21 protein-coding genes are annotated in these 26518 nt (G+C 56.3%); 10 read left to right on the top strand and 11 right to left on the bottom strand.

What is annotated here, in order from left to right:
- The first annotated feature begins 145 nt into the window (after positions 1-145).
- The 4 genes from HH216_RS00340 (at position 146) to argB (ending at position 3546) form a co-directional block, all read left to right on the top strand.
- A complete protein-coding gene (locus tag HH216_RS00340; RefSeq protein ID WP_169548980.1) occupies positions 146-1309 on the top strand; it encodes an aspartate aminotransferase family protein in 1164 nt (387 codons plus the stop codon).
- Positions 1306-1683: a GxxExxY protein gene (locus HH216_RS00335; protein ID WP_169548979.1), complete on the top strand. Its 378-nt coding sequence runs from the start codon at positions 1306-1308 to the stop codon at positions 1681-1683. Before HH216_RS00340 ends, HH216_RS00335 begins: the two co-directional genes overlap by 4 nt.
- 51 nt (positions 1684-1734) lie before the next feature.
- The gene (locus tag HH216_RS00330; RefSeq protein ID WP_169548978.1) at positions 1735-2700 is read left to right on the top strand and encodes an N-acetylornithine carbamoyltransferase; all 966 of its coding nucleotides are present in this window, start codon (positions 1735-1737) and stop codon (positions 2698-2700) included.
- Between the two features lie 63 nt (positions 2701-2763).
- The gene (gene argB / locus HH216_RS00325) at positions 2764-3546 is read left to right on the top strand and encodes an acetylglutamate kinase (RefSeq protein WP_169548977.1); all 783 of its coding nucleotides are present in this window, start codon (positions 2764-2766) and stop codon (positions 3544-3546) included.
- 88 nt (positions 3547-3634) lie between these two features.
- Here argB and HH216_RS00320 read toward each other — a convergent pair whose 3' ends face one another.
- The 4 genes from HH216_RS00320 to HH216_RS00310 form a co-directional block, all read right to left on the bottom strand.
- A complete protein-coding gene (locus tag HH216_RS00320; RefSeq protein WP_169548976.1) occupies positions 3635-4147 on the bottom strand; it encodes a pyridoxamine 5'-phosphate oxidase family protein in 513 nt (170 codons plus the stop codon).
- 156 nt (positions 4148-4303) lie between these two features.
- Positions 4304-6874, bottom strand: a complete 2571-nt coding sequence (locus HH216_RS00315) for a S41 family peptidase (protein WP_254448613.1) — start codon at positions 6872-6874, stop codon at positions 4304-4306.
- Positions 6875-6975: 101 nt separating this feature from the next.
- Entirely contained in the window at positions 6976-7617 is a 642-nt protein-coding gene (locus HH216_RS25620) for a DPP IV N-terminal domain-containing protein (protein WP_254448612.1), read from the bottom strand.
- Positions 7618-7808: 191 nt separating this feature from the next.
- The gene (locus HH216_RS00310; RefSeq protein ID WP_169548975.1) at positions 7809-8927 is read right to left on the bottom strand and encodes an acyltransferase family protein; all 1119 of its coding nucleotides are present in this window, start codon (positions 8925-8927) and stop codon (positions 7809-7811) included.
- Positions 8928-9201: 274 nt separating this feature from the next.
- Here HH216_RS00310 and HH216_RS00305 point away from each other — a divergent pair, with 274 nt between their 5' ends.
- On the top strand, positions 9202-9435 hold the full coding sequence (locus HH216_RS00305) for a DUF3820 family protein (protein ID WP_169548974.1): 234 nt from the start codon (positions 9202-9204) through the stop codon (positions 9433-9435).
- Positions 9436-10070: 635 nt separating this feature from the next.
- Here the strand turns inward: HH216_RS00305 and HH216_RS00300 are convergent.
- Positions 10071-10661: a hypothetical protein gene (locus HH216_RS00300; RefSeq protein WP_169548973.1), complete on the bottom strand. Its 591-nt coding sequence runs from the start codon at positions 10659-10661 to the stop codon at positions 10071-10073.
- Positions 10662-11256: 595 nt separating this feature from the next.
- Between HH216_RS00300 and HH216_RS00295 the strand changes: the two genes are divergently transcribed.
- The gene (locus tag HH216_RS00295; protein ID WP_332871440.1) at positions 11257-13473 is read left to right on the top strand and encodes a S9 family peptidase; all 2217 of its coding nucleotides are present in this window, start codon (positions 11257-11259) and stop codon (positions 13471-13473) included.
- Positions 13474-13572: 99 nt separating this feature from the next.
- On the opposite strand, the gene HH216_RS00290 is transcribed toward HH216_RS00295, so the two are convergent.
- Entirely contained in the window at positions 13573-15165 is a 1593-nt protein-coding gene (locus HH216_RS00290) for a right-handed parallel beta-helix repeat-containing protein (RefSeq protein ID WP_169548971.1), read from the bottom strand.
- Positions 15166-15446: 281 nt separating this feature from the next.
- On the opposite strand from HH216_RS00290, the gene HH216_RS00285 reads away from it, so the two are divergent.
- From HH216_RS00285 to HH216_RS00270, 4 genes are read left to right on the top strand one after another with little or no spacing between them, the layout of a single operon-like run.
- On the top strand, positions 15447-15881 hold the full coding sequence (locus HH216_RS00285) for a response regulator (protein WP_169548970.1): 435 nt from the start codon (positions 15447-15449) through the stop codon (positions 15879-15881).
- A 13-nt stretch (positions 15882-15894) separates the two neighbouring features.
- Positions 15895-17073 (top strand): sugar transferase, encoded by a 1179-nt coding sequence (locus HH216_RS26480; protein ID WP_269808121.1) that lies wholly within the window; start codon positions 15895-15897, stop codon positions 17071-17073.
- Entirely contained in the window at positions 17070-18029 is a 960-nt protein-coding gene (locus HH216_RS00275; protein ID WP_169548968.1) for a glycosyltransferase family 2 protein, read from the top strand. Before HH216_RS26480 ends, HH216_RS00275 begins: the two co-directional genes overlap by 4 nt.
- On the top strand, positions 18013-19188 hold the full coding sequence (locus HH216_RS00270) for a glycosyltransferase family 4 protein (protein ID WP_169548967.1): 1176 nt from the start codon (positions 18013-18015) through the stop codon (positions 19186-19188). The genes HH216_RS00275 and HH216_RS00270 overlap by 17 nt, the downstream gene beginning before the upstream one ends.
- Positions 19189-19415: 227 nt before the next feature.
- Here HH216_RS00270 and HH216_RS00265 read toward each other — a convergent pair whose 3' ends face one another.
- The 5 genes from HH216_RS00265 to HH216_RS00245 form a co-directional block, all read right to left on the bottom strand.
- On the bottom strand, positions 19416-20600 hold the full coding sequence (locus HH216_RS00265) for a glycosyltransferase family 2 protein (RefSeq protein ID WP_169548966.1): 1185 nt from the start codon (positions 20598-20600) through the stop codon (positions 19416-19418).
- A gap of 12 nt (positions 20601-20612) precedes the next feature.
- Positions 20613-22004, bottom strand: a complete 1392-nt coding sequence (locus tag HH216_RS00260) for an O-antigen ligase family protein (RefSeq protein ID WP_169548965.1) — start codon at positions 22002-22004, stop codon at positions 20613-20615.
- A 75-nt stretch (positions 22005-22079) separates the two neighbouring features.
- A complete protein-coding gene (locus tag HH216_RS00255) occupies positions 22080-23432 on the bottom strand; it encodes a lipopolysaccharide biosynthesis protein (protein ID WP_169548964.1) in 1353 nt (450 codons plus the stop codon).
- Positions 23429-25639 carry a GumC family protein gene (locus HH216_RS00250; RefSeq protein WP_169548963.1) on the bottom strand — a complete coding sequence of 737 codons (2211 nt, stop codon included), beginning with the start codon at positions 25637-25639 and terminating at the stop codon, positions 23429-23431. The genes HH216_RS00255 and HH216_RS00250 overlap by 4 nt, the downstream gene beginning before the upstream one ends.
- Before the next feature lie 9 nt (positions 25640-25648).
- Entirely contained in the window at positions 25649-26461 is an 813-nt protein-coding gene (locus HH216_RS00245) for a TolC family protein (RefSeq protein WP_169548962.1), read from the bottom strand.
- Between the last annotated feature and the right edge of the window lie 57 nt (positions 26462-26518).

Here is a 26518-nt window from a genome sequence, read left to right as displayed (position 1 = left end):
CTATCAATCAACAATTCAATCATTTGAAAAAGCGAAGCCGGGCCTTTCCAACGAAGGGTCCGGCTTTGCTTTTTTCGGTAAACTTGCACTCCTTAACGCTAGTGGCTGTCGGTGAGGCAGTCGGTAGCCCTAATCGACGATTGGCATGGCCGAGTTATTTAACGTTTATCCGCTCTACGATATCGAACCCGTTCGGGCTGAGGGCAGCTATTTGTGGGATGTCGACGGCACCCGGTACCTTGATCTGTACGGTGGTCACGCCGTGATTTCGGTTGGTCATGCGCACCCCCGCTACGTGCAGGCGCTGACCGATCAGCTCCACAAGATTTCGTTCTACTCCAACTCGGTCCGGATTCCGCAGCAGCAGGAACTAGCCGACAAACTAACGGCCTTGTCGGGACACGACGACTATGCGCTGTTTCTATGCAACTCGGGGGCCGAAGCCAACGAGAACGCGCTTAAACTGGCGTCGTTCCACAACGGCCGGACGAAAGTTGTTGCCTTTACCAAGTCGTTCCACGGCCGGACGGCTGGGGCCGTTGCCGCTACCGACAACGCGGCTATCGTGGCCCCGATCAACTATAAGGAGCACGTTCAGTTCGCAAAGTTCAACGACGTCGAAGCGGCCCGCGCGGCCATCACGACCGATACCTGCGCCGTGATCGTGGAAGGAATTCAGGGCGTGGGCGGTATTCACGTCGCGACAGACGAGTTTCTGCAAACCCTCCGGCAGCGATGCGACGAAACCGGTGCCATCCTGATTCTCGACGGTGTGCAGTGTGGCTACGGTCGTTCGGGTAAGTTTTTCTCGCACCAGTTCAGCGGTATCGATGCCGACATTATCTCGATGGCGAAAGGTATGGGCAACGGCTTTCCGATCGGCGGTATTCTGATCTCGCCCAAGTTTAAAGCCAGCTACGGCCTGCTCGGCACGACCTTCGGCGGGAATCACCTCGCCTGTACAGCCGCCGTCGCCGTTCTCGACATCATGAAAGAGGAAGGGCTGATGGAAAACGCTACCCGCATCGGCGACTATCTGATGGACGGTATCCGGCAGATCGGCGGTTACAAAGACCTGCGCGGCCGGGGCCTGATGATCGGTATCGAATACGATTTTCCGGTGGATGAACTGCGGAAAACACTATTGTTCAAACACAAGCAGTTTACGGGTGTAGCGGGTAAAAACACGATCCGGCTGCTGCCGTCGCTGGCCTTAGGCATCAATGAATCCGACCAGTTTCTGGACGCGTTGGCAGGAATAATTAACCGCAAAGACGCAACGGAAGGCGCGAAGGTCGCAACGATATGAGCGAGAACGACATCGCTCGTCAGGTGTATCAATGCGCGCTTACGGTACACAGACGACTGGGTGCCGGACTGCTTGAATCGGCGTACGAAGAATGTCTGGCGTATGAAGTGGCGAAGTCAGGTTTGTACGTTGAACGACAAAAGGGACTACCGCTCATCTACGACGAGATAAAACTAGACGTCGGTTATCGATTAGACCTTCTAGTTGAGAACAAAGTGATTATTGAACTGAAGGCCGTTGAACGCCTGGCTGATATTCATGTTGCTCAACTTATTACCTATCTCAAATTATCAGGTTGCAAACTCGGTTTGCTAATAAATTTTAACGTGACGCTTTTAAAGGATGGCGTTCGTCGTCTGGTCAACAACCTGTGACCACGTTGCGACCTTTGCGCTATCCTTCGCGTCTTTGCGGTAAAAAAATCAATGACCAATTTTCTCTCCCTTGCCGACGTCACCGACCTCGATGCACTAATACAGTCGGGGCGCGACGCCAAAGCCAACCCATTCGCCGATCAGCACCTCGGCAAGAACAAGACCATCGGTCTGCTCTTTTTCAACTCCAGCCTGCGCACCCGGCTCAGCACCCAGAAAGCTGCCCAGAACCTGGGTATGCAGACGATGGTGATGAACGTCGGACAGGACAGCTGGGGGCTCGAAATGGAAGAAGGCGTGCTGATGAATGGCGACAAAGCCGAACACGTCCGCGAAGCTGCTGCTGTGATCGGCCGCTACTGCGACATCATCGGTATCCGTGCCTTCGCGGGCTTGCAGGATCGCATGAGCGATTATCAGGAGCAGGTGATGCATCAGTTCGCCAAATACGCGAAGGTGCCCATCGTTAACCTCGAATCAGCGACGCGCCACCCGCTGCAATCACTGGCCGACTGTATCACCATCGAAGAAGCAAAGCTGACTGCCCGGCCCAAAGTCGTGCTGACATGGTTGCCGCACTTCAAGCCGCTGCCCCAGGCCGTTGCCAACTCGTTTTCGGAGTGGATGAACGCCCGCGCCAACGCCGGAAAAGTCGATTTCGTGATCACCAACCCCGAAGGCTACGACCTGGCTCCTGAGTTTGTCGGCAACGCCCGGATTATCCACAACCGCGACGAAGCCTTTGCAGGCGCTGACTTTATCTACGGCAAAAACTGGTCGTCGTATGAGCAGTACGGCCAAGTGCTGACGCAGGACCCGTCGTGGGCCGTGACGATGGACGACATGCAGCGCACCAACAACGGCAAGTTCATGCACTGCCTGCCCGTTCGGCGCAACCTGAAAGTATCTGACGCCGTCCTCGACAGCCCACAATCGCTCGTGATCGAGCAGGCCGCCAACCGCGAATGGTCTGCGCAGGCGGTGTTGAAGGAAATTTTGACTGGGTTCAACGTTTAAGGTCTAAGGTTTAAAGTTGTGCCACAAAACCTTGAACATTAAACTATAAACGTTAAACCCAGAATGGAACAACTCACCGTAGTAAAAATTGGCGGGAACGTGATTGATGACCCGGCCGCGCTGACTCGTTTTCTGACCGCTTTCGCTGGACTGCCGGGGACTAAAATCCTGATTCATGGCGGTGGAAAGGTAGCGACGCAGGTAGCCGAGAAGCTGGGTATTCAGACGACGATGGTCAACGGTCGGCGGATTACCGATCAGTCGATGCTCAACGTCGTGACGATGGTCTACGGCGGACTGGTCAACAAGCAGATCGTGGCGAAGCTGCAAACGCTTGACATTAACGCCATTGGCCTGACTGGTGCTGACGCCGGTACCGTACTCGCCCACAAACGGCCCGTTAAAGACGTCGATTACGGAATGGTCGGCGACATTGACGAAGTCGATTCGGGCCGGATTCAGGCGTTTCTGCGCGAGGAACTGACGCCCGTCTTTGCGCCACTCACCTACAGCAAAACCGGCGATTTGCTCAATACCAATGCCGATACGATGGCGTCGGCCGTGGCGGTTGATATGGTGCGCCATAACGAAGTGACGCTTGTTTACTGTTTCGAGAAGAAAGGCGTACTGAGCAATCCCGATGACGACAACAGCGTCATGCCTGACCTGACGCCAGCCGTTTACGACGAGCACAAAGCCGCCGGAACCATTAACAAAGGCATGATCCCGAAGCTGGACAATGCGTTTCAGGCCCTGCGCAGCGGTGTCTCCCGCGTTGTCATCTGTCACGCCGACGAACTGGCAACAGCTGTTATCCATGGTGCTGGAACAACGCTGACGCTATAAACCGGTAAACGCTATCACAGAAAGCGCGGGCAGGCTGGTTATGTCGACCAGTCTGCCCGCGCTTTGTTTTGTCGATTTACAGTTCTGTTTATTTCGGTTCGTCGCCAAACTTCTCGTTTCGATTCGTATGGTCGGCACTGCCGGTCAGCGCTCCCTTCGCTATCGCCAGCAGTTTACCCGCCTTACCGCCGGGCTGATCCCAGAATTCGCCGGCATGGATCGTCACTTTCAGCAGCGATATACTTGGGTCGTCTTTGCCCTGCGGGAACCATGTCTTCAGCGCGTCATTCCACAGGTCGTTGATCTTGGCCTGATCTTTCACCACGTCTGCCCGACCCGTAACTGATACGTACACTTCGCTGCTCGTGTCGGAAAAGCCCAGCGCGACGCGGTTGTTCTGGTGAATCTCGGCAACCTTGTTCGAGTTGTCGTAGGTAAAAAACCACATTGTGCCGTCGGGGTCCATCTCACTGGCTGCCATCGGCCGGGTGTGAAAATCGCCATCGGTTTCCTGCGTCGTCAGCATGGCGATGCGGATATCGGTAATCTTGTCGCGCAACTTGTCGATTTCCAGCGAATTAAGGGTGCGTTGAGCCTCCATGAATGTATAGGGGTTAGTTGTTCACAGAAATAAAGTCTTGTTTGACGGTAGAGTTTAAAAAAAGCCTGACTTTTTGCATAGCCCATCTGCCAGAGAGGGGTGAATCGCTACGTGCCGAACTGTAGCAACTCACCCCTCTCTGTAGGCAAAGTCCGATCATTTCCCCCCGACCGACTTATCCGAAGTCGGTTCGCTCAACTGTTTCAGCAGTTCGGTAACGGCCGTCTGCAACTGAATATTCTGGTCGGTGTAGCTTTCGCCGATGGGCCGCGACACGGGGACATCGACCGGGCGTGGGTTCAGTTCCATGTTCTGCCCCCGGTTGTCGGTAATGCGCGAAAACGGTAGCCGGATTGAAGAACCGTCGATGAGTTGCGCGGCTGAGGTGAAAATGATCCAGCCCGCCGTGGGTTCGCCGACGACCTTACCCAGCTTCAGCGTCCGGTAGCCTTCGGTGAAATCTTCGGCGTCGGAGAGCGAGTGCTGATTCGTGACCAGAATCGTCGGGCGTTCGAGGGCGCGCTGACCAAGCTGCGTGCGTGCCGGTGCCGACGGCATGCCCCGACCCGTCATAGTCAGGTAGCCCTTGCGGGTGAAGACGTCGATGGCGTAGGCGTTGACAAACCCACCGTTGTTGTTCCGCACATCAACCACGACACCCTCCCGGTTGTGGTTTTCCGCGTCGAGATCGAGGAACAGCTGATTGAGCGATTCCGACGACATATCGTACATGTGCACGTAGCCCAACCGACCCTTGCTGGCTTTATCAACAAAATTGCGCTGCTGCTGCACCCACTGCTTATAGAGCAGACCTTTCTCCGTCGCCTGATTGACCGGCTGTACGTTGACGTCACGGACGGTACCGGTAGGCGAGGGGGCGATACCAAGCCGGGTTTGCCGGTTGATTTTGTTGCTCAGCAACTGATCTAGGTTGGTGTTTTTGTCAATCGCCGTGCCGTCGACCGACACCAGATAGTCGCCGGGCTTGATGGTCCCCGACAGATCGGCCGGACCCATGTCGACCACCTCCGTAATGAGTAGTTTGCCCGTGGTCTCGTAGGTGATCCGGTCGAAGCGCAGCCCCGGTCGGCCCGTGGTGATGTCGATGGACCCTTGCGGCCCCGACACGCCCGAGTGCGACGCGTTCAGTTCACCGACCATCAGACTCAGCAATCGACGCAGTTCATCGGGCGTACGGGCACCGGCCACGAGGGGTTCGTACTGCTTTTTCACCCCCGCCCAGTCGACGCCGTGGAACGCCGGGTCGTAGAAGCCTTTGTTCTGCACATCCCACGCCTGCTGGAATACCTGTAGCTTTTCAGCGCCGAAATCAACGTCGAGTTCGGCCGTTACCGCCAGTGGTTTCGGTTCCCGCTTGTCGAGCGACACCGACTGAATACGGCCCTGCTCGATGTAAAACACGTCTTTGCTATCGGCCGTAAACTGCGCGTTGCTTTTCTGGCCGGGCGTGGTCGTCAGTTGCTTAGCGACGGGCCGCTCGGCACTGGTTTCATCGAGCGAGTAGGTGTACAGGTTCTGCCGGTTGCCCACCGTCGCGGTCAGCAGCAGCGTTTTGCCGTCTTTACTGATCGACTGCGCGTCGACTTCGACCCCAATCGGTACCAGGCTCATACGCTGGCGAATACCGTCGAATACGATGCTGGTGATTTCTTTCGGACCGGCTTTGGTTTTGGGGCTATTTGTCAGCGTGTCGCGGTTGGGGGCTTTGTCGGTCGTGGAGCTGGGCGTTACCGGCGTCGACGGGCTGGTGGGGCGAATCGTGCGCGGCACCTCCTCGTTGAATAGATCGCGGAACTGATCTTCCCGGAACCGGGGTGCGTGCGGAGTCAGGTCGACGCGGGCCAGCTGAGCCTGCTCGGTGCGCTGATTCGTGCCAAACAGAATGTATTTGCCGTCGGGGCTCCAGGTCAGGTTGCCGCCGAAGGTGTTGGCCAGAAAACTAACTGCCTTCGCGTCGCCACCACTGCTGGGCACCACCCACACGTTGCGGAACGTCTTGGCCCCGTACACGGCGAACGCCAGCCATTTTCCGTCCGGCGACCACACCACCGTGCCGCTGCTGGCAAACGGTGACCGACCCAGGTACCCTTTGTATAACTGTTTCTCTTTCTTGCTGCTCAACTCCAGCACGTGTAGTTCCTGCCCGTTTCGGATAAACGCCACCGACTGCCCATCGGGCGACAGTACCGGTGCGCCGTCGTCCTCGTGGTTGTCGGTCAGGCGGGTTTCGGTGCGGGTGCCAAAATCGTACTGGTACAGATTTCCCGCCCCATTTCGGGTGCTGACGTAGATCAGGCTGCGGCTGTTAGGCAGCCACGCCAGCTGCGATTCCAGCGCGGGTGTGTTACTCAGTCGAACTGCATCGCCCCCGTCTTTGGCCGACGTCGCAAACACGTCGCCGTGGGCCGTAAACGCGACCTTCTTCCCGTCGGGCGACAGGGCCAAATCGCGAAACTGGCTGGTTAGTTTCTGGTGATCGACCGACGGACCCGCTGCCGCACCTCGCAACCGGATGGCCACCGGGGCGGTCTGCTTTGTAGCGATGTCGTATGTCCAGATCTGAAAATCGCGCTCAAACGCAATGATTTTACCAGTTTGGCTGATAGCGGGCCACAGCACGCGGCCAGTCTTAAACTGGGTCAGCATCACGGCCTGCCCTTTGAGCGGTTTGGCCCACAAATTCTGACTCCCGTTACGGTCCGACATGTAGTACAGTGTCTGCCCGTCGGGACTCCATTGCGGCCACAGTTCTTTCGCGCCCCCTTCCGTCAGCCGTTCGTAGCTGGGTTTGTCGCCTTTCTTCAGGTTCAGCTTGCAGGTCCAGAGTTCGGTTTGGTCGAGGTGGCTGCTGCCTTTGCGCCACCACTGTGCGGCAGCGATACCCCGCGCCGAAAAAGCCAGCGTCTGCCCGTCGGGGAGGGGGTGCCGTAGAATTCGCTGGCGTAGCGGTCGGCGGTGACGGCCATCGGCGTGCCGCCCGTGATGGGCACCCGGTAGATGTCGTTCATCCCGGCCACGTCGCGGCTCGTTGACTGAAAATAAACTATCTTGCTGTCGGGTGCCCAGCCGGTCAGCGTTTCGGCCCCGTCGTCGTAAGTCAGTCGGCGGAGTTCGCCGGTTTCCAGCGTGAGCAGGTAGATATCGCCGTTGCCGGAGCGGGTCGAGCCGAAAGCCAGGTAGGTGCCGTCGGGTGAGTAGAGTGGGCGCGATTCGTTATCGGAATGGGCCACCAGCAGCCGCGCTTCGCCCCCCGTCGTCGGTACCGTCCAGATATCGCCCCCAGAGACAAAGGCGATTTCGCGGCCGTCGGGCGAAAGCGTTGGTTCGGCAACGGCAAAGCGGGGCGCAGGGGCATCGGCTTTTTCAGACTGTGCCGAGAGCGTGAGGGGTGTATTTACCAGCAGCGGCAACAGGCAGGCCAGCAACCGGAAGCGATTAGTCGTGTGCACGGGTAGAGCGTTGAAGAAGATTCGTCAGGAATAAGTCAAAAAGAGACAAACGTTTGTATGTATCCACAAATATGCACGATTACAGCCGTTAATCGGGCCGTATGGCAAACGATCTACGGCGCTGCTCCCGACAGGCCGGAGCGGACAGGATGAGCATCCTGCTATCGCGAGCCGGGAAACGCTTTTCGCCGTCAAGCAGGCCGGGACAGTTGTTCGTCGGACGATCTGACGAAGCGGGGGAGTGTCCACTGCCGGATAAACTGGCGGGCCGGGGTTTCGATAAAGCGATAACACAGGCTGGCTATGCCGCACAGCAGCCCAATGTATAGGGGCAGGTAAACCCAGGTTGGGCAGTGCAGCCATCGGTAGTTGACGTAGAACGCGACGGTGCCGACGGGAATTTGCAGCAGGTAGATACCGTAGCTGATTTCGCCCAGATGAACCGGCAACGGTCGGCTCAGCCACCGGCTCAGGACACCCGACTGAACAGACAGCCACAGAATGAGCAGGATAAACAGCGGGGCAAACAAACCGTTGTGCCGCAGCCGCAGCAGGGGTAACTGATTGACAATGACATAGCCAATCACCGCAGCCATTACCAGCAACGCCAGTGCGAGACCGAGTTGGTAGTGCGCCAGTCGGGTGCGATGCCGTACCCAGATAAAGCCGGTGGCCATACCCAGTAGAAACGTGTTGAGGTGCAACAGCGGGAAATACATGGTCAGGTTGTGAAACCACGCCGTATCGACGACGCTCATCTGCTGGACCATATCGACATGGACGGCGAGACTGATTCCCCAGAACAGGATAGTCATCGCCAGCATTTGCCAGACCGACCGCCGGACCATGCCTGCGTAAAGCACCGGAAACAGCGCGTAGAAAAACACCTCTGCCGACAGCGACCAGCCGGGGTAGTTGAGGTCCATTGTGTAGGCCGGTATCCAGGCCTGAATCAGCAGCAGGCTACTCACGACCGATCCCAGGCTAAGACGCCCGAACGAATTACTATGCGTCAGTACGTCGGCGACAAACGTCAGCGTGAGCGCAACCAGATAAAGCGGGTAGATGCGGGCGAAACGGTTGCGCCAGAACCGTCCTTTGCGGATGCGCTGAGGAAGATGCTGATTATCCCCGCTGGCTATCACTAGGATAAAACCTGACAGGACGAAGAAATAGCTAACACCACTATCGCCAGCCAGCAGCAGTTTTCCAATGAAGCTGTCGTTGGACAGACCGGTTGCTGCTGTGTGGAACAAAACCAGCAGCAACGCAACCACAAATCGGGTAGACGTTAACGAGTCGATACGCACAGGAATGTCTGGGTTAGTTGACAAATCTGTAGATAAGGCAGCCGTGACCCTGACGAACAGGCCAATTAGCCGGGTATCACCGCTGATGACCTGAAAATAAGCCGATTCCGTTTTTTTGTCTAATCAGTTTACTATACGGTGGTAAACCACCCGGTCCGCCCCCGAACCGCCCACGCGACCGCGCCGTTTTAGACCGCCAATCAAAAGCGCGTAGACACATAGCCTAACTGCCCGACGTTGTACCGTACTTTGCCCGCTGCTAACCAACCCGTCCATGCACACCGACTCCCCCAACGGCGACCCGCAACTTCTGCTTGAGCTACTACGCTACCCAATGCCGTTCGGCAAGCACAAGGGTCAATTGATCCGGTCGTTGCCCGTCGCCTATCTGGAATGGTTCGCCCAGAAAGGTTTCCCGCCGGGCAAGTTGGGCCAGCTTCTGCAAACCATGTACGAAATCCGCATTAACGGCCTCGACTACCTGCTCAACGAGTTAGAGAAGCGGTAGGGTAGGAAGTGAAGCAGGATATTAGCGGTAAAATGCCTAACGATTATAAAGGCTGACGGACAAGGAAGAAGCTCAATACTAAGAACGTACTTGCACCTTTACACCCTCATTTGGTTAGGCTGTGAACCCGCCTTTAGTACGCGCCACATGTCACCAGAAAGTAACTGATGCGTAACAACAGTACAGAAGCTAAAACTTCCAGTTTCTTATTCTCGCATAAACCTTGAAAACAGGATCGAAGAATCGAAAATAATGGTTCCTAATTTGGACCAAAACAGGCTGTTCCACGTCCGAAGTAAGTTCTATAAGTAATTCAGGGGTCAATACAATCCCTAACTCGCTAACTTCTTTCAAAATAGGAATAATATAGATTTCTTCTTCTTCTGTATCGGCTAATAATTTTAATAAATACTCCCTGTCCTTTGAATTGCCTACAACATCATGATAGGTTTGATAATCTGAAAGGCTTTATCTAGGAAAGGCCTTTTTTTAATTAACTCTATAGCTTTATCGGCAGGTAGATTTTTGTATTGGCGTTCCGTTATTGATTTATTTTTTACGCCAACCAAGTATTCATTAAATTCGGGTGGTTCTTCGTCGCTATTGTGATCTATCACGACCAAACGAAGTGTCATTTAAGGGGCTATCTTCTGAATTGTAACATTATTGATCACAGTCTTTAGTTTGATATTTTCGACTTTTATATCAAACACCTTTTTGAGTACTGATTTTGCAGTACTTGAAATCTCATTAAAGTCCTTGTTGGGGTCTTCATATAAAAGGACAACCCATTGGTACTTATAATTTTGGGGGTTGCTGCCAAAAATATTTGGAAACATCAGCATGAAGTTATTGTCACTTCCTATTTTTGTTCTTTTGGTCAATGGAACCCTGCTCGACTCCTCATAAAAACCATCCATGTAGTTTGTGTTGTAGGAAGTCATTTTTATTAGCAGGCCAGACCTCAACCCAATAGGAATCTCATGATATTCTATGCCTTTTATGACCCGTTCAAAAGTCTTTTTCTTTTTGTAAGTTTTTATTTCGCCTGAATTTGAATTATATTCATCAATCTTCCTTACTAGGCTATCAATCATGTGTTTAAAAGAGACGCCACCAAAAAGCTCATCTGATCCTGTTTTGATCTCAGAAACGTAAACTGGCACTTTAATCACATACTGATTTGAGTCCAACGACTTGGAAAAAATCTGTAAAGCCTCAACCATATAGATGTTATTGAAAATTACTTACTTCAAAAGTTAGCTATTTGAAAAGCTGAATTGACTATTGTGCTACCCACCAAGCCTGCCTAATCCCACCTCACACGTCCCATGTGAACAACCCTGCACATGCCCCCGGCTGGCTGCTGGATTTGGCCCGTTGATAGGTAAAAGCTAACGATACGGCATTCCCGCCATGTTGGCAGTTGGATTTACCTTGTGCAGGCACAAAAAGTAGACGAGCAATACGCGTTATGGGGCGCGAAGCAAGGCAGATGCGTCACCGCAACATACTACCGTGCGCAAAATTTTGGAGTTGAAACGCACTGACTAACTGATGGTTATAATTTCGTGTAATTAGTCGGCTGATTATTCGTAGAGTTGTCGACCTGTAGCTGTGAGCTAACGCGTAATCATGTAATCATACGTATTTGTCGTACAGCTACCAATATGATTGTTGCATTTATATCGTAAGTGGTCGAATCGTTTATTGTGCGGTTCCGAATGTTATCTTTAGGGCTGTTCAATTTGCTACTTGTCGTTTGTCATGACGTTTACCACCCTATATACTCGTTCTGCTTGCTTATCAATACTCTCACTTTTGCCATTAGCCAGCTGGGCGCAGGGGACGTTGGCGGATTATCAGCGGGCGGAACGGCTGAACGGAGCGTTTCAAAACAAGGTCTGCGATGCGCCGGAGCGGGTGCAGTGGCAGGCGGATGGGCGCTCGTTCTGGTACGCGAAACGGACAGCTAACGGTAACGAGTTTGTGCGGGTCGAGGTGGCGGGGCAGGCGAAACGCCCGGCTTTCGATCAGGCGCGGCTGGCGCAGTCGCTAGGGGCGGTGACGGGTAAGCCGATGGGGGCGTATCAGTTGCCGGTCGATGGGGTGACGCTGGAAGCGGGGGAAGTGTCGTTTAAGATCAAGGATTCGACGTTTACCTGCTCGCTCGATACCTACGCGTGTCGGCTGCGCGAGGTGGCTAAACCGGCGGGGTCGCGGTACTGGGGCGAGTCGGATGGGGAGCGGGAGGAAGGGCGGCTGGTGCCGTCGCCGGACGGGAAGCAGGTCGCCTATATCAGAAATCACAATGTCTACGTGCGGCCCGCGACGGGGTCGACTCCAGAGACGGCTTTGAGCAGCGACGGGTCGGCGGGGGATTACTATTCGGGCCGGATTATGTGGTCGCCCGACTCGAAACGGCTGGCCGCTACCCGAATTCACCCCGATGATCCGCATAAGCTGTATTTGATCGAGTCGTCGCCCACCGATCAGTTGCAGCCCAGGCTACAGTCGCGCACGTACCGGAAGCCCGGCGATGCGCTGCCGCTGCGTACGCCCGTGCTGTTTAGCCTCGATGGCAAGTCGCCCGTAGCTGTACCGGCCGCGCTGGTCGACAATCAGTACAACGTCACGACGCCCCAATGGCGGAAAGACGGCCGGGCGTTTACGTTTGAGTACAACCAACGCGGGCATCAACGATACACGGTTTTCGAGATGAACACCGCCGGGGCTATGAAGTCGCTGATCGAGGAAAGCAGCCCGACGTTTATCCAGTACAGCGGCAAAAACTATCGCTACGACGTGTCCGACGGGCGCGAGCTGATCTGGGCGTCGGAGCGCGACGGCTGGAATCACCTGTACCTGTACGACGGGACGGGGCGGCTGAAAAATCAGATCACGAAGGGGCCGTGGGTGGTGCGGAAGGTGCTGCACGTCGACGAGGCCAACCGCACGATTCTGTTCGAGGGCAGCGGGCGCGAAGCCGGGCAGGACCCGTACCTGATTCAACTGTACCGGGTCAATTTCGACGGTTCCGGCCTGACGGCACTCACCCGTGAGAACGCCAACCACCGCCTGTTTTTCTCGCCCGACTATCAGTACGTGGTCGACTGCTATTCGCGGGTCGATACGCCCCAGAAGACGGTGCTGCGGCAGACCAACACGGGTAAGGTGCTGATGGACCTGGAAACTGCCGATATTAACCCGCTGCTGGCAACGGGCTGGCAGATGCCCGAAGTATTCTCATCGGTCGGGCGCGACGGCAAAACCGACATCTGGGGTATCATCGTCCGCCCGTCGAACTTTGACCCGGCGAAAACGTATCCGGTGATCGAGTACATCTACGCCGGGCCACACGATTCGTTTGTGCCGAAAAACTTCGTCACCGACTCGCGTGGATCGCTGCACGAAATGGCTGAACTGGGCTTTATTGTGGTGCAGATCGACGGGATGGGCACGGCCAACCGCTCGAAGGCGTTTCAGGATGTGTGCTGGAAAGATCTCAAAGACAGCGGCTTTCCTGACCGCATGGCGTGGCTGCGCGCTGCCGCCAAACGCTACCCGTACATGGACCTGAACCGGGTCGGTATCTGGGGTAACTCGGCGGGTGGGCAGAGTTCGGCGGGGGCGTTGCTGCACCACCCGGACTTCTACAAAGTGGCCGTGTCGTCGTCGGGTTGCCACGACAATCGGATGGACAAAATGTGGTGGAACGAGCAGTGGATGGGCTACCCCGTTGGCCCGCACTACGCCGAATCGTCTAACGTCACCGACGCCCACAAGTTGCAGGGTAAGCTGCTGCTGATTCTGGGTGAGCTGGACGATAACGTTGATCCGTCGTCGACGTACCAGTTTATCAACGCGCTGATTAAAGCCAATAAAAACTTCGATTTCCTGATGGTGCCGGGCATGGGGCATTCGCTGGGCGGGGATTACGGCGAACACAAACGGCGCGACTTTTTCGTCAAACACCTGCTGAACGTCGAGCCGCCCGCCTGGACCTGGGCACAACAGATCACGGTACCGAAGCCATAGGTTGGGAAGGGGGAGAAAGGGCTATAAGTACTGGTTGTCGTGTCTGACGACTCTAAATTTCCATAGTATCCAATCACTTGAGAGAGTGCGGAGAATGGGCTACATCCTGACGAAGCGGCCGTAATACACCTGATGATTGGTATCGCGAACGACGACGGTGTACACGCCCGTTGGTAATTGGTCGGCTGAATACGTCAGGCTGTTTACGGGCTGATGCGTACGAATGTTCGCAACCCGAACGCCCTGCTGTGAGTAAACAGACAAGTGGCTGATAACTAGCTCCGAAGAGAGTTTGCAGGTAATGGTCGTGCTGGTAGGCGAGGGGAAGACAAGCAGTTCGGCAGGGGAGTTCGTTACCGATAAAGCCGATCGGCGGGCGCTCGCTATCGGTATATACTTGTACGCGCCTACGTCGTAGTTACTCCCATCCGCGCGGTTTTCACCCGGTAGATCAGTCGTTATACCCCAGTTGCTGATGTTCGTACCGGCTCTGATGAGTGGGGAGCCTGCTGCGGGTCGAAAATTGGTTGAGTCGTTGACGTAGTAGGCAGCGTTTATGGTTGCTGCCGTAACGTTTGTCGACAGCGTTGCCGTGGCGCCCTGCATAAACGTGAACGCCCGGCCGCCCTGATCGCCTTTGGCATTGAACCGCGTGACGGCATTGTTGATAAGTACGTTGGTGTTGTTCTGGTTGTACAGCCGGATACCGTCACGCCCCGTGTGATGGATGGTGTTGTTGGCGAAGAGCATGTTGGTATTGGCCAGCGATCCCGCCCGGTCGTCGCAGAAAATACCATCCATGCTGGTGTCGTAGATTACGTTATTGTAGATACGGTTGTCGCCCAGGTGCCCGATTATGATCAGGCCGATACCCGCGACGTGAGCAATCTGATTGCTGTAGCAGTCGCCACCGCCCCCTCCGCCAATTTGCAGCCCGTTGTTCTGGTAGTTTGCAAAGGGAGAAATGCCCGTGTAGGCCAGTGTGTTATGGTGAACCTGCGCATCGGGCGCACATCCGTACTGCAACCCTTCGGCTGCCGTACGTTCGATACGGTTGTTGTACACGTGCAGCCCGTATATAAGGTGAGGGTATACCGTTTTCTGGGTACCGTCGCAGGTGACGGTCACGCCCGTGTAGTAGGAGTGGCCGAGGTACATGCCTTCCCCGCCGGTATCGTGAATGTAGTTGTCGTGCAGCCTCACATTGCGCATCTCGAAATTTGACCGCCATGTCGCCGAGTCGCAGCTGGGATCCGTTTTAACCATAAATCCGGCAAATCCGGCGTAGGCCACTTCCACCTGCTCCACTTCGCAGTCGGAACTCAGCCCGCCGATGCTGACACCCGATGCCGACTGATTGGAGCGATCCAGTTTGAACCCGTACGGCGTTGCCGGATCACCGGAGCCGGACAGGACGAAATAGCGGCTCGTATTGAATTGGATGCCAGAGTAGTACGCATCAACACCCACCTGAACCTGACCCCCGCAGTTGACAAATCGGATCGGCTGGCTGGCCGTACCGACGAAGCCGTTGAAGCGCAGGTAGTCGTAGCGTCCGGCCTTCACGCAAACAGTTTGGCCGGGTTTGATACCGAGTTTACTGTTGTTGTAGACACCGGCTTTGTCGATCAGATAATCGCAGCCACAACCCGCCTGCCCGAAGGCCGAACCCGCTGTGACGAGCAACGCCAACCAGCCAATAAATAAGCGATCTTTTACGGAGGGACCCCGGCTAATGGCACAACTTATGCGCAATGCGGATGCTCTTCCTGGTTGTAGTCGTGTCATGCGTTTATTGAACTAAATCTAGTTACGGTGGACCCCAATATCAATGAATAGTATCCTTATTCGTATAAATGATACTTTATTATAATGATTAAGTTAACTGAGTTAATATTTAATTAACTTATTAGTGATTGGTCCGGTTTTTCTTACTGAAAGATATAGTAAACGATAACTCATGTAAACAACCTATGAGGAAACTATATCACATGTTGTACATCGATGACGACACGTACATCCGTCAAATTGTTCGGCATACGATGGGTAGTGAGTTCAACGTGACCCTATTCAGTAATGCCGTAGAAGCGTTCGATTGGTTGGAGCAGGGAAATTTCCCCGATATAATCCTGACGGATCTGAACATGCCGGGCCTCAATGGGATGGAGTTCATCAGCCTCGTCAAAACCAGTTCGCTCTACCGGGTAATCCCGATTTACGTGCTGTCGTCATCCTGCGATAGTGAGTTAAAAATAAAGTGTCTGACATTGGGTGCCGACGACTTCGTCAGCAAACCGTTCGATCCGTTGTTTGTCAAGGCCAAGATAGACGCGTTGATGCGACTACTGGATCAGCGCCGTAGCGTTCGGGCTGGCCTGAATCATGACCGTACCGAAGCGCGTCAATAAATCCCCGCTTACCATGTCTCCCTACCTAGAAAGAACCATGCACACCGCTTTCCGCGTGCTATACGTAGATGATTCGTATGCCCAGATCAGCGCCCTTCGGTGCCTGCTGCACAACGAAGTGAAATTGAGCGTGGCAGAGAGTGCAGCCGACGCTCTGCACCAGTTAACCGAGTCGTACTTCATCGATTTAGTCGTTATCAACGAAACAACGATGGGACGGCAGCTACTGGACATTATCAACCTCTGCCGGATGGAACAGGGGTTTGCCACAATGCTGCTCGTTGACGAGTCGACAACGGACTTCAACGTGCAGGAACGCGGGCAGCCAACGGTCGATATCTTCCCCGTTGATTTTGACCCGGATATCGTGCAGAAAAGGGTCCGTTACTTTATCCAGAAAAAAGCATACCGCAGCCAGCAACCGATCAGCGACGACCTGACCAAAAGTACCATTCCCTTCGGGAAACGACTGTTCGACATCGTACTGTCGGCAACGATTCTGCTGGCATTGACACCGCTGATGCTGGTTGTAACGCTGCTGATTCGACTGGATTCGCGCGGCCCCATTTTTTACAAATCCCGGCGTATTGGTATGGGGTACCGGCCTTTCTTCATGTATAAATTTCGGACGATGCGCACTGGGGCCGACTCGATGATTCAGAGTATGGCGTCGCAGAACATGTACAGCAAAGCCCGACCTGCCGAGTCGCGCAGTGAAGACCGGTGTGAGCGGTGCCTGCTACAGGGAAGCGCCTGCCAGAATCCGCTGTTTCAGGATGGCAAACAGGTATGCGAACGGCAGTACCTCGATGAGCAGCGCAATCAGGCGACGTTCATGAAGTTCAAGGCTGACCCGAGGGTCACGCGGCTGGGCAAATTCCTGCGGAACGCCAGTATCGATGAACTGCCCCAGCTGGTCAACATCCTGCGGGGGGATATGTCGTTTGTCGGGAACCGCCCGCTGCCACCCTACGAGGCCGAAAAGCTGACGCAGGACGACCGCGTTCAGCGGTTCGCGGCCCCCGCCGGGCTGACCGGGCTCTGGCAGGTAACCAAACGGGGCCGGGCCGGTGTGTCTGATCAGGAGCGGATGGACCTCGACGCCGAGTACGCCCAGACATATTCGCTCAAAACGGACCTGATGATTCTGATTCGCACGTCGTGGGCTTTGTTTCAGAAGGAGAACGTATGACAAACGGCTACCCACTCGTGTCGATTGTGACGCTCAACTACAATCAGCTGGCCGTGACCTGCGCGTTGTTGCAGTCGATTCAAACGCTTACTTATCCCTGTATCGAGGTGCTGGTTGCCGACAACCAATCGGCCGAAGACCCCACCGGGGCGATTGCCGCGCTGAACTACCCGAATACCCGCGTCATCGTCAATCCGGCGAATCTGGGGTTTGCGGGTGGCAACAACGCAGCCATCCGGCAGGCACAGGGCGACTATATTCTGCTACTTAACAACGATACGGAGGTCGTGCCTGATCTGATCGAGCAGTTACTGGCACCGTTTGCCAGCGACCCATCTATCGGTATTACGGCCCCTAAAATCCGGTACTACCAGTCGCCGGATACGCTTCAGTACGCGGGCTACACCGCCATGAACCCGTATACGGGGCAGGCGTGGGCGATTGGCAATCAACAACCCGACCGGGGGCAGTATGACCGACCCGGCCTGACGCACTTCGCCCACGGAGCCGCCATGATGGTTCGGCGGGACGTAATCGAGCAGGTCGGACTGATGTACGACGACTATTTTTTGTACTACGAAGAGCTTGACTGGTGCTGGCAAATCAGCAAGGCCGGTTACGGCATCTACTACCAGCCAACGGCGCTCGTCTACCACAAGGAGTCGGTAACGGTGGGCAAAAGCAGCCCGCTCAAAGTCTACTACCAGACGCGCAACCGTATTCTGTTTATCCGCCGAAACATGCCCTGGCGGGCGCAGGCGGTTTTTGGTCTGTACTACGCGCTACTGGCGTTTCCCAAGAATCTGCTGCATTACGCGCTGACGGGGCAACGGGATCGGCTGCGCGCCTTCTGGCGGGGCACGGTCTGGCACCTGACGCACCCCGTACACCGCGCCACACCATCTTCCGCTCAGTTCGATCTTACTCTACAGCGCGACCATGCGAATTGGAATTGAAGCTCAACGGCTGTTTCGAGCCAACAAACACGGTATGGACTTCGTGGCTCTGGAGCTGATCCATGCCTTGCAGGACATCGATACCGAGAACGACTACTTTATCTTCGTCCGGCCCGACATCGACGAGCAGTGCCTGCGGCTGCGCGGCCGGTTTACGCTGGTTAAGCTGACGGCTCTCAACTACATTCACTGGGAACAGGTCGTGCTACCGCTGGCCATACGCCAGTACCGGCTCGACGTGCTGCACTGCACGGCCAATACGGCTCCGTTTCTTACGGGTACGCCCCTGGTGCTGACGCTGCACGATGTGCTGTTTATGAATCGCAACGCCGAGATGAATACGGCTACGATCTACCAACGTCTGGGCAACGTGTACCGCACGTTTCTGGTCCCCTGGCTGATTCGTCGGGGCCAGCCTGTCATCACAGTGTCGCACTTTGCCAGCAGTCAGATCAAGGAAGAACTACGCCTGCCCGATGCCCGTATCAGCGTGCTTTACAATGGGGTAAGCCCCAAATTTCTCGTCCCATCGGAGGAGGAGCAGCACCTTCAGGCCCGGCTGCGGTACAAGCTTCCGGCCCGGTATTTTCTGTTTCTGGGCAGTGCCGATCCCCGCAAGAACATGATAAACGTGCTGCGGGCTTACCTGGCTTACCGGAACCGTGATACCACCATCAGCCTGGTTGTCAGCGGAAAAAATCCCGCTTTCCTCCGGCAGCACTTCACCCCCGACGAGTGCGGGCAGATTCAGGCTCACTGCCACTTCATCGGCTACATTCACGACGAAGACCTGCCCAGCCTGTATGCCATGGCCGATGTGTTTCTGTTTCCATCGATCAGCGAGGGGTTTGGCCTGCCTATCATCGAGGCCATGGCCAGCGGTACGCCGGTCATCACAGGTAACCGGACGGCGATGCCTGAAGTAGCAGGATCGGCGGCTCTGCTGGTCGATCCGCACCGGCCACAGGCCATTACCGACGCCATGCATCAACTGACGACCAATGCGTTGTTGCGGCAAAATCTCATCCGACGCGGTCAGGCGTGGGCAACCCGCTTCTCTTGGCCGGAAACGGCTCAGCAACTGTTGACCGTCTACCGACAGTTTGACCCGGCTCAGACACAGCCCGCCCGCCACGCTCAGACAACTCCCTTTCTCTAGCGGTTGATTATTGAACGGATGATTTGTCATGCTGACGTAGCCGGGCGGCCGGTGCCGAAGCATCTTCGGAGACAGGCTAAATCGTGTTCGCCCGAAGATGCTTCGGCACCGGCCGCCCGGCTACGTCAGCATGACAAAAATCCGTTTTAAGGTAATCCAAGCTATTTGCAGAGAGATACTTACAAAAGAAAAGGGCTGTGACGCTTTCCAGTGTCACAGCCCTTTTTTTACAGCTTGCTGACGGGTTCAGCACCGTGGGGCGTATGCAGAAATTGGTTGCGGGCCGTTTTCATGCGGTAGATCGACTTGATGAACCGGCCGAACAGTAGCGGTAGTTTGAGCAGTTCGGCGGGGCCAATTTTTCGGGCCAGTTCCCTCGGGGCCGAGAGATAGAAGGTCAGCAGTAGTAGCAGCAGTTGTCCGCCCGCACCGACCAGCAAAATCGGACTGCCGAACAGCGCACCGACCAGCGCACCCATTGCCAGCGTGCCCAACAGCAGAATTCGGGGGGGCAGCACTGTCTGGAATACCTTATCGGCATAGTCGATGTTGCCGGTAAACAGAGCCTTTATACCCGGCCCGGCATTCAGTTTCAGGTACTTGATCTGAGCCGCGATCCAGCGGGTGCGCTGCCGCTCGAAAACGGCTTCACTCTGCACTTTCTCGTCGTACACCAGCGCGTCGGGCAGGTACCCAAACTGAACGCCCCGACTGAGCAGCCGCATCTCGATCTCCTTGTCGAAGCCGCCCACGGCCTGCACCGACGGCATCAGGTCTTTCAGCAGCGAATAGTCGAAGGCCATACCCGATCCGATCAGAGCCGCCGACAGGCCAAGCGCGCGGTGGCCCTGCCGGAAAATGTGGTTGTTGATTTCTTCGCTGATAGCATCCAGCACGGCCACACTTGTGTTAGTGTTTTTAGCCACCCGATGCCCCTGTACCACAGACCAGCCCTGACCAAAGGCCGCATTGATCTGATGCAACACATCGGGAGCCATCAGATTGTCGGCATCCAGCACGACTCCCACGTCGTAGCGGTCGGGAAGCTGCTGTAGGGCTGCATTCAGGGCTTTGGCTTTTGTCGACTGGTCAAAAGACACCTCCACTACCTGAACCGGTATCTGGCGCAGGGCGTCGACTGTGCTACGCTGCAACGAGTCGGCGATGACGATGATGTCGAAGGCGTCGGTGGGGTACGTCTGGGCCAGACCCTGCCGGGCCGATTCCAGAATGACGCCGTCTTCGCGATAGGCGGGAATCAGTACGGCCATCCGCCGGATGCGGGTGGCGTCGGGCGATAGCGGGGCGGGGCGGGAGCGCAGCCGACCAGCCGCTGCGAAGATGAACAGGTAGACCGTTACAAAGCCAGTATAGCCCAGCAGTACGACGAGAAGTAGATTGAGAATAAACATGGTTGAGGAGAATTAGCGCGTATAAACGGGATGACCAACCGGTGAATCTGCGGGAGTCGGCGGTGAGTCGAATCGGTAGCAGGTAGCGAACAGCGCGATGCTGACGTACAGAACGGTATTGGATGGCGACTGACCAAAAACCTGATTGCCATAACTGGCGGCTGCCACGCCCACGAAGCCGCAGTACAACCCGATCATGGTCGATTTGAGGGTCGGGTCGCGAAGGCGGGCTACCTGAATGAATCCGATGATGCCCATGCCTATCAGCGTCAGTAGATGCAGGGACAGTCCCACCACGCCCGACTCGACCCATATTTTTACGTACCAGCTGTCGAGGGCGGTTTCCGCCAGAAAGGTGCCGGGCGAGAAACGTCGCCCCCAGTCGCCCCCGGAGCCGATACCTCCGCCCAGTGGTCGGGTTTTGAGGTAAGCACCCAGCTTCTGCTGATTTTCCAGCCGTACCTGAAGCGACGGGTCGTTGGGGTCGAGGGCCGACCGGATCCGCTGTACCTGGTAGTTGCCCTGCCCGACGGTCGTGTACTTCAACAGGCCAAACGCGCCCCCGCCAATGACAATGCCGATGGTCAGGATGACGACGTTTTTCTTCAGAAACAGGTACATGATGATGCCCACCGCCAGTACAAACAGCGGCCCCCGGCTACCGGCGATGGCAAACCCCCAGAAGTAGAACAGGGCCAGCCCGCCGTAGATCGCCTTGCGGATCAGCTTCGGTTCTTCGAGGGCTTTCAGGATGGCAAACAGGGCGACGTGGGCCATGGCCGCGCCAAACTGCCCGGCGTCGGAATAGAACGAAAAGCTGCGGAGGTGACCAAACAGCACGTGGGTCTTTTTAGCCCCGCTTTCCAGCCACATAATTTCGCCGTGTACCAGACCGACGTACTGCTGCTTAAATCCCCACAGGGCCGCTACGATTGACCAGCCCAGCCACACCCGGACGAACCGGTCGATCTGGGCGCGTTCGTTCATCAGCCGCAGCACGATCACGACCACCTGAATCCAATAGAGCGATACCCCGCGAACGGCGTAAAACCAGGCTTCGCGGCTGCGGGTTTCGGGGTTCAGCAATTCGAGCAGGGTGTACAGAAACCAGGCCAGCACCAGGTAAAATACGGCCGTGTTGACCGTTCCCGGCGGGCGGGCTTCGGGTCGGTCGGTTGAGAGCCACATACCGAGCAGGGTCAGTAGCAGCAGCCCGTCGATCATCAGTCCGAAAGGGGCTTCCGTTTCGAGCAGACGACCCAGGCCGTTGATGAAAAAGCTGCAATGGATGTATGTCCACATCCCCACCACGGGCCGCATGATGCAAAGCAGCACGTAGGCAATGGCCGGGGGCAGTGCGATCAGGGCACCCGCTACCGGAACACCGCCCTTGGTGATCGCCACGCCCAGCCCGGCGGCTGCGCTGATAGCGACCAGCCCCCCAGTACGTTGCCGGACCAGGCCGGTTGAGGCAGTAGTTTAGTGAACCCACTCATGCTGCATCTTTTTGGTGAGGTCCCGAACTTGTTTGGTTCCCGCGACGACCGCCCCTTTTATCGACACGGGTGCGTGCGCCTGAAGCAGGCGAAAGCCAAGCAGCAGGCCCGCCAGAAACGTAGCCACCGACGCCACCGCCACACCCAGCACGGATTGGAATAGCAGAATGGCCAGCAGATCGCCCAGCAGGTTGACAAGCAGCATACAGCCCACTTTCAGCAGGTTCTGAGCCGGTTTGTCGACGATATCGAGGCCGATGCCGGAGTACCGTTCCAGCGGTAAAAACAGGGCGTACACCATGAAGCAGCGCAGAATAGCGGCACTATCGGCGTAATTGCCGCCCCCCAGCAGCTGAACCAGCGGCCCGGCCGCGACGATGCCGCCCACCGACAGCGGCAGTACCAGCAGCCACAGCCGCCCGGCCTGCTGATTGAAGTAAGCGGCCCACGCTGGTAGGGGGCGTTGCCCATACTGCCGGGCCAGCAAGGGCATATCGGTAATGACAATACTGCGAATCGGCATTTCGATCAGTTCGATCAGCCGCTGCGGCAGGGTGTATATAACTACCGCTTCCGGCCCTATCAGCGAACCAATCAGCAGCCGGTCGGAGCTACGAAGTAAATTCGATAGTAATAATGTACCCATGCTGTACCGGCCGAACCCCAGCAGCACCCGCCGTTCGACGGACGTGCCGCTCAGCACCGTTCCCAACTGAGCCCATCCGTTGACGATCACGACGCCCCCCACCAGCAGATGCGTCAGCGTGTAGGCCGTGAACAGATAGGTACTGTCGAGTTGGTGCAGCCAGTAGCCCAGCCCGATACTGCCCAGAAACAGAACCTGTACGCTGATGCGAACGAGCTGCATGGCTTTGAAGCGGGCACGGGCCTGCAACAGCCACCCGCTGATGTTGACCGGCAGCGAGACTAGCCCCAGCACCGTCAGCCAGGTTGCCCGGAGTGGCCAGTCGGGGCCGTAGCCGAGCCAGTACCCCACAGCCGCCCCGCCCAGCAGCAGCACACTCAGGCCACCCAGCAGGCCAAACGACAGTTGCCAGGCGGCTCCGGCCCACCGGCGCAGTTGCAGTGGGTCCTGTTCGGTGGCCAGGTTGCGGATCAGCGCGTTGAGCAGCAGGCCCGACCTGAGGGTGTCGGTCAGGGCGTAGACGGTCAGGAACAGCAGCCAGTTACCCAGCTCGTCCTGATTGCATAGCCTTGCCAGCAGGGCCAGCGTTGCCAGCCCCAGCACGGCCGACAGGCCGTTGCCCGCCAGCGACACGAACGCGTTGGTGCGAATGAACTGCCGCCCGGCGGTTTGTATTGCTTTTATCGTCATGCGGCTGGCGTCTGGGTAGGGTGAGTTGGTTCGGGTTTGGGCTGCCGCTTCCGGTTTTTGCTGCCAATCGGGCCGGTCAGGGGTTCGAGCAGATCGGGTTCGACCTGATCGACCACCATCATCACGTTGTTGTGGCTGGCCCGGCGGTAAAAATTGACCAGTTCGCTGTCTAGCCGTGCCCATTGACTGGCTGCGTCCAGGATCAGCAGCGACAGGCTGGCCTGCGCGACGAGGGCCGCCGGAATGGCCATTTCCCGCAGAGCCGGGAGTTCCAGAAACACGTAGGACAGGCTGGACCCGCTGAAACCGGCTGCGCTGACCAGTTCGCCGACGTGGCGCGTATCGGAAAAGTGCGGACCGGGGTAATATGGTCGCCAGCATTCTTCGTGGTCGGGGCGGGCGTCGGTCATGACCGTGTCGTGCGGGTAGAGGTAAGCGACACTGTGACCGGCCTGCGTCAGCAAATCGGCCAGAAACGTACCGACCCACGAGGGGCGGTCGGTTGGCCGGGTGCTAAACAGAATAATCAGGTGGTAATTATTGACTGGTCGGGCCGTACCTGACCGGGCCGCTGTCGTTTCGATCATCAGCACACTACGCAGCTGCTCCAGCATATCATGGCGCAGCCTCAATAGCGTTCCGCTCGTGGTCTTTTTGTTGATGAGCGGGAAGGCAGCCGCCAGGGGTAGCCCAACGCGCTTCTCGGCTTCCTCCGGGGTGCGGATGCTGCCGTTGAGAAGTTCGCGGACCAGGAAAAACGTGAACATGACCACAAACCCGGCTATGAATGCCGCGATAACCAGTACCGCGCGTTTAGATGGTTCGGGCGACAGGGGAAACTTGGGGGGATCGAGCACCGACAGCGGGCCGCTCATTTGCAGATTCTTCTGCCGCAGCCGGGCCTGATTCAACCCGTGCAGCACCGACAGGTATTCCTTCTCGGCAACACCAACTTCGCGCTCCATCCGGTTCAGTGTCGACCCCAGCGGGGCAAACTCCGTGTAGATGGCGTCGTATTCACGCAGTCGTTTCTGCATGACGGTGATGCGGGCACCCGACTCTTCGTACTCGATCAGCTTGTTCAGCCAGTCGTCGAGCAGGTTGCTCTGGGGCAATCCTTCCTGCGAATTGTTCAGGTTGTAGTACGTGTGGGCCACCTGCCGCAACTCCTCCGACAGCCGGGTAAACGTGTTCTGAATCGGCTCAATTACGGACTGTGGCTTACCCGTGGCCATGGCGTTGGCCAGTTGCAGCTGCACCTTCCCTAGTTCGGTACGCCGGGCCAGAATATCGTCGTTGGTCGTTACGACGGTCATCCGGTTGGAAAGCCGCTTCTCAAGGGTACTGATGGCTGCTTTAGCCGCGCGGAACCGCATCACTTCCCGGTTGTAGTCGGTCGTCATGTCTTCCTTCGACTCCGCAACAAACTTCGACTGTTCGCCGTAATTGATGATTTTGTGATCGACGCCAAAATCCCGCAGGGTGTTTTCGGCCCCCTGTAGGCTCTTGTACGATTGATGAACCTGCTTCTCGAAGTAATGCACGACATTGTCGGTCTCCGACGACTTCATCTGCGTGTACCGTTCCCGAAACACATCGATCAGGTCGCGCAGGGTGTGCTGGCAGACCGCCGGATCGTCGGCCTTGAACGACAGTTCCAGCATATCACTGGTGTTTTTGCGGGCAACGGTCAGCCGACTGGTGATGCCTTCAATGGCATAGTTTGACTTGGAGTCGTACAGGATTTTTTTGAGCAGGTTGTTTTCGGGGCGGTGGGCGAGCAGTTTGAGCCGTTCGTAGGTCGCGGCTTCGTTCCCGGCGATTACCAGCAACTGCCGGTTTTTCGCGTCGATCAGCTCGTTTAGTTTAGCCAGTCCTTTGGGGCCGAGTATGTACGGGTTGGGTTTGGTCAGTTGCAGGTGGCTGGCCAGCAGATGCAGCGCAACGTCTTCGATTGTTTCGCTGGATTTGATGGTCGTAATCAGGTTGTCGAACGCGTTGTTGATGGCGTAGTAATCGACGCGGGAATCTTCGCTGCTGGTGATTGAATAACCCGATGCCAGACCCGTGTAGATCGTCGCGTTGGTCACGTACTCGCGCTGCATATCCCGACTCAGATACACGACGGTACCCGCCGTTGTGATGGGAAACAGCAGGAGCCAGAACCATTTTTTGCGGAATACACGGCTGATCAGTAGTAGTTTCATCCGGTCTGTTCAGCGGTTAGCCAGTAGTGCCATCAGGTCGACACCCGTCAGGGCGACCATGTCGTACAGGTAGGTTAAAAAATCACCCCGTTCCTTCTCGACGTTGGACTGGGCAATGGCCAGCACGTTGCTGACACTGGCGAAGGCGACCGACGAGATCTTGCCCTGCTGCATTTCGACCTCCGCAATGCGAAAAGCGATCATGGCCGACTGTGCATCGCGAATGCGGATGCCAAGCAGGCGGTGGGCGGTCATGGTTGCCTGGTAAGACCGGTTCAAATCCCGGCGTAGTTCTACTTTGATGATGTCGCGCCGGGCGTTGGCCGCTTTCAGTTCGGAGCGCATCTGATTGAGCCGGTACCGACGACCCACCACTTCGGCCATCGATAACTGAACATTTATGCCGAACCGACGCCCGTTGGCCAGCTGGAGGAAATCGCTGGTGACGGAACCCGTGTTGATGTACGCCTGATTGCCAGACGCGTAGGTGAAAAACGGGCTTACTCCTTGCAGAATCAGCACTTTCGTGACTTGCAGGTTGGCCACTTTCCCGTCGACCATGGCGTCTTCAAAGCGCACGGCGGGTGAATGTTCGAGTGCCAGCTGGTAGATACGTTCGAAGGGGACCATTTGCTCCGCCAGCGATTTACTCACATCGAGCAGGGCGGTATCCGATGACAGCGGCAGCGGTTTTGCCGTGACTCGTCGATCAGCCGATGCCGTTGGAAAGCGCTGTGCTTCCGCGCTGCCTGCCGCCAGCGCTGCGATAGATAGAAAAACGATGAGTGGCCGGTAACGACTGAAGAGAGAGAGGAGCCACATAAGCTTATTGAATTATAGGGTAATCTTTCAGCTACAATTTGTTTACCAAAATTTCAT

The sequence above is a fragment of the Spirosoma rhododendri genome, assembly GCF_012849055.1.
Lineage (GTDB): Bacteria > Bacteroidota > Bacteroidia > Cytophagales > Spirosomataceae > Spirosoma > Spirosoma rhododendri.
Note: the sequence above shows the minus strand (reverse complement) of the source record. Positions and strands in the feature narration are given on the sequence as shown.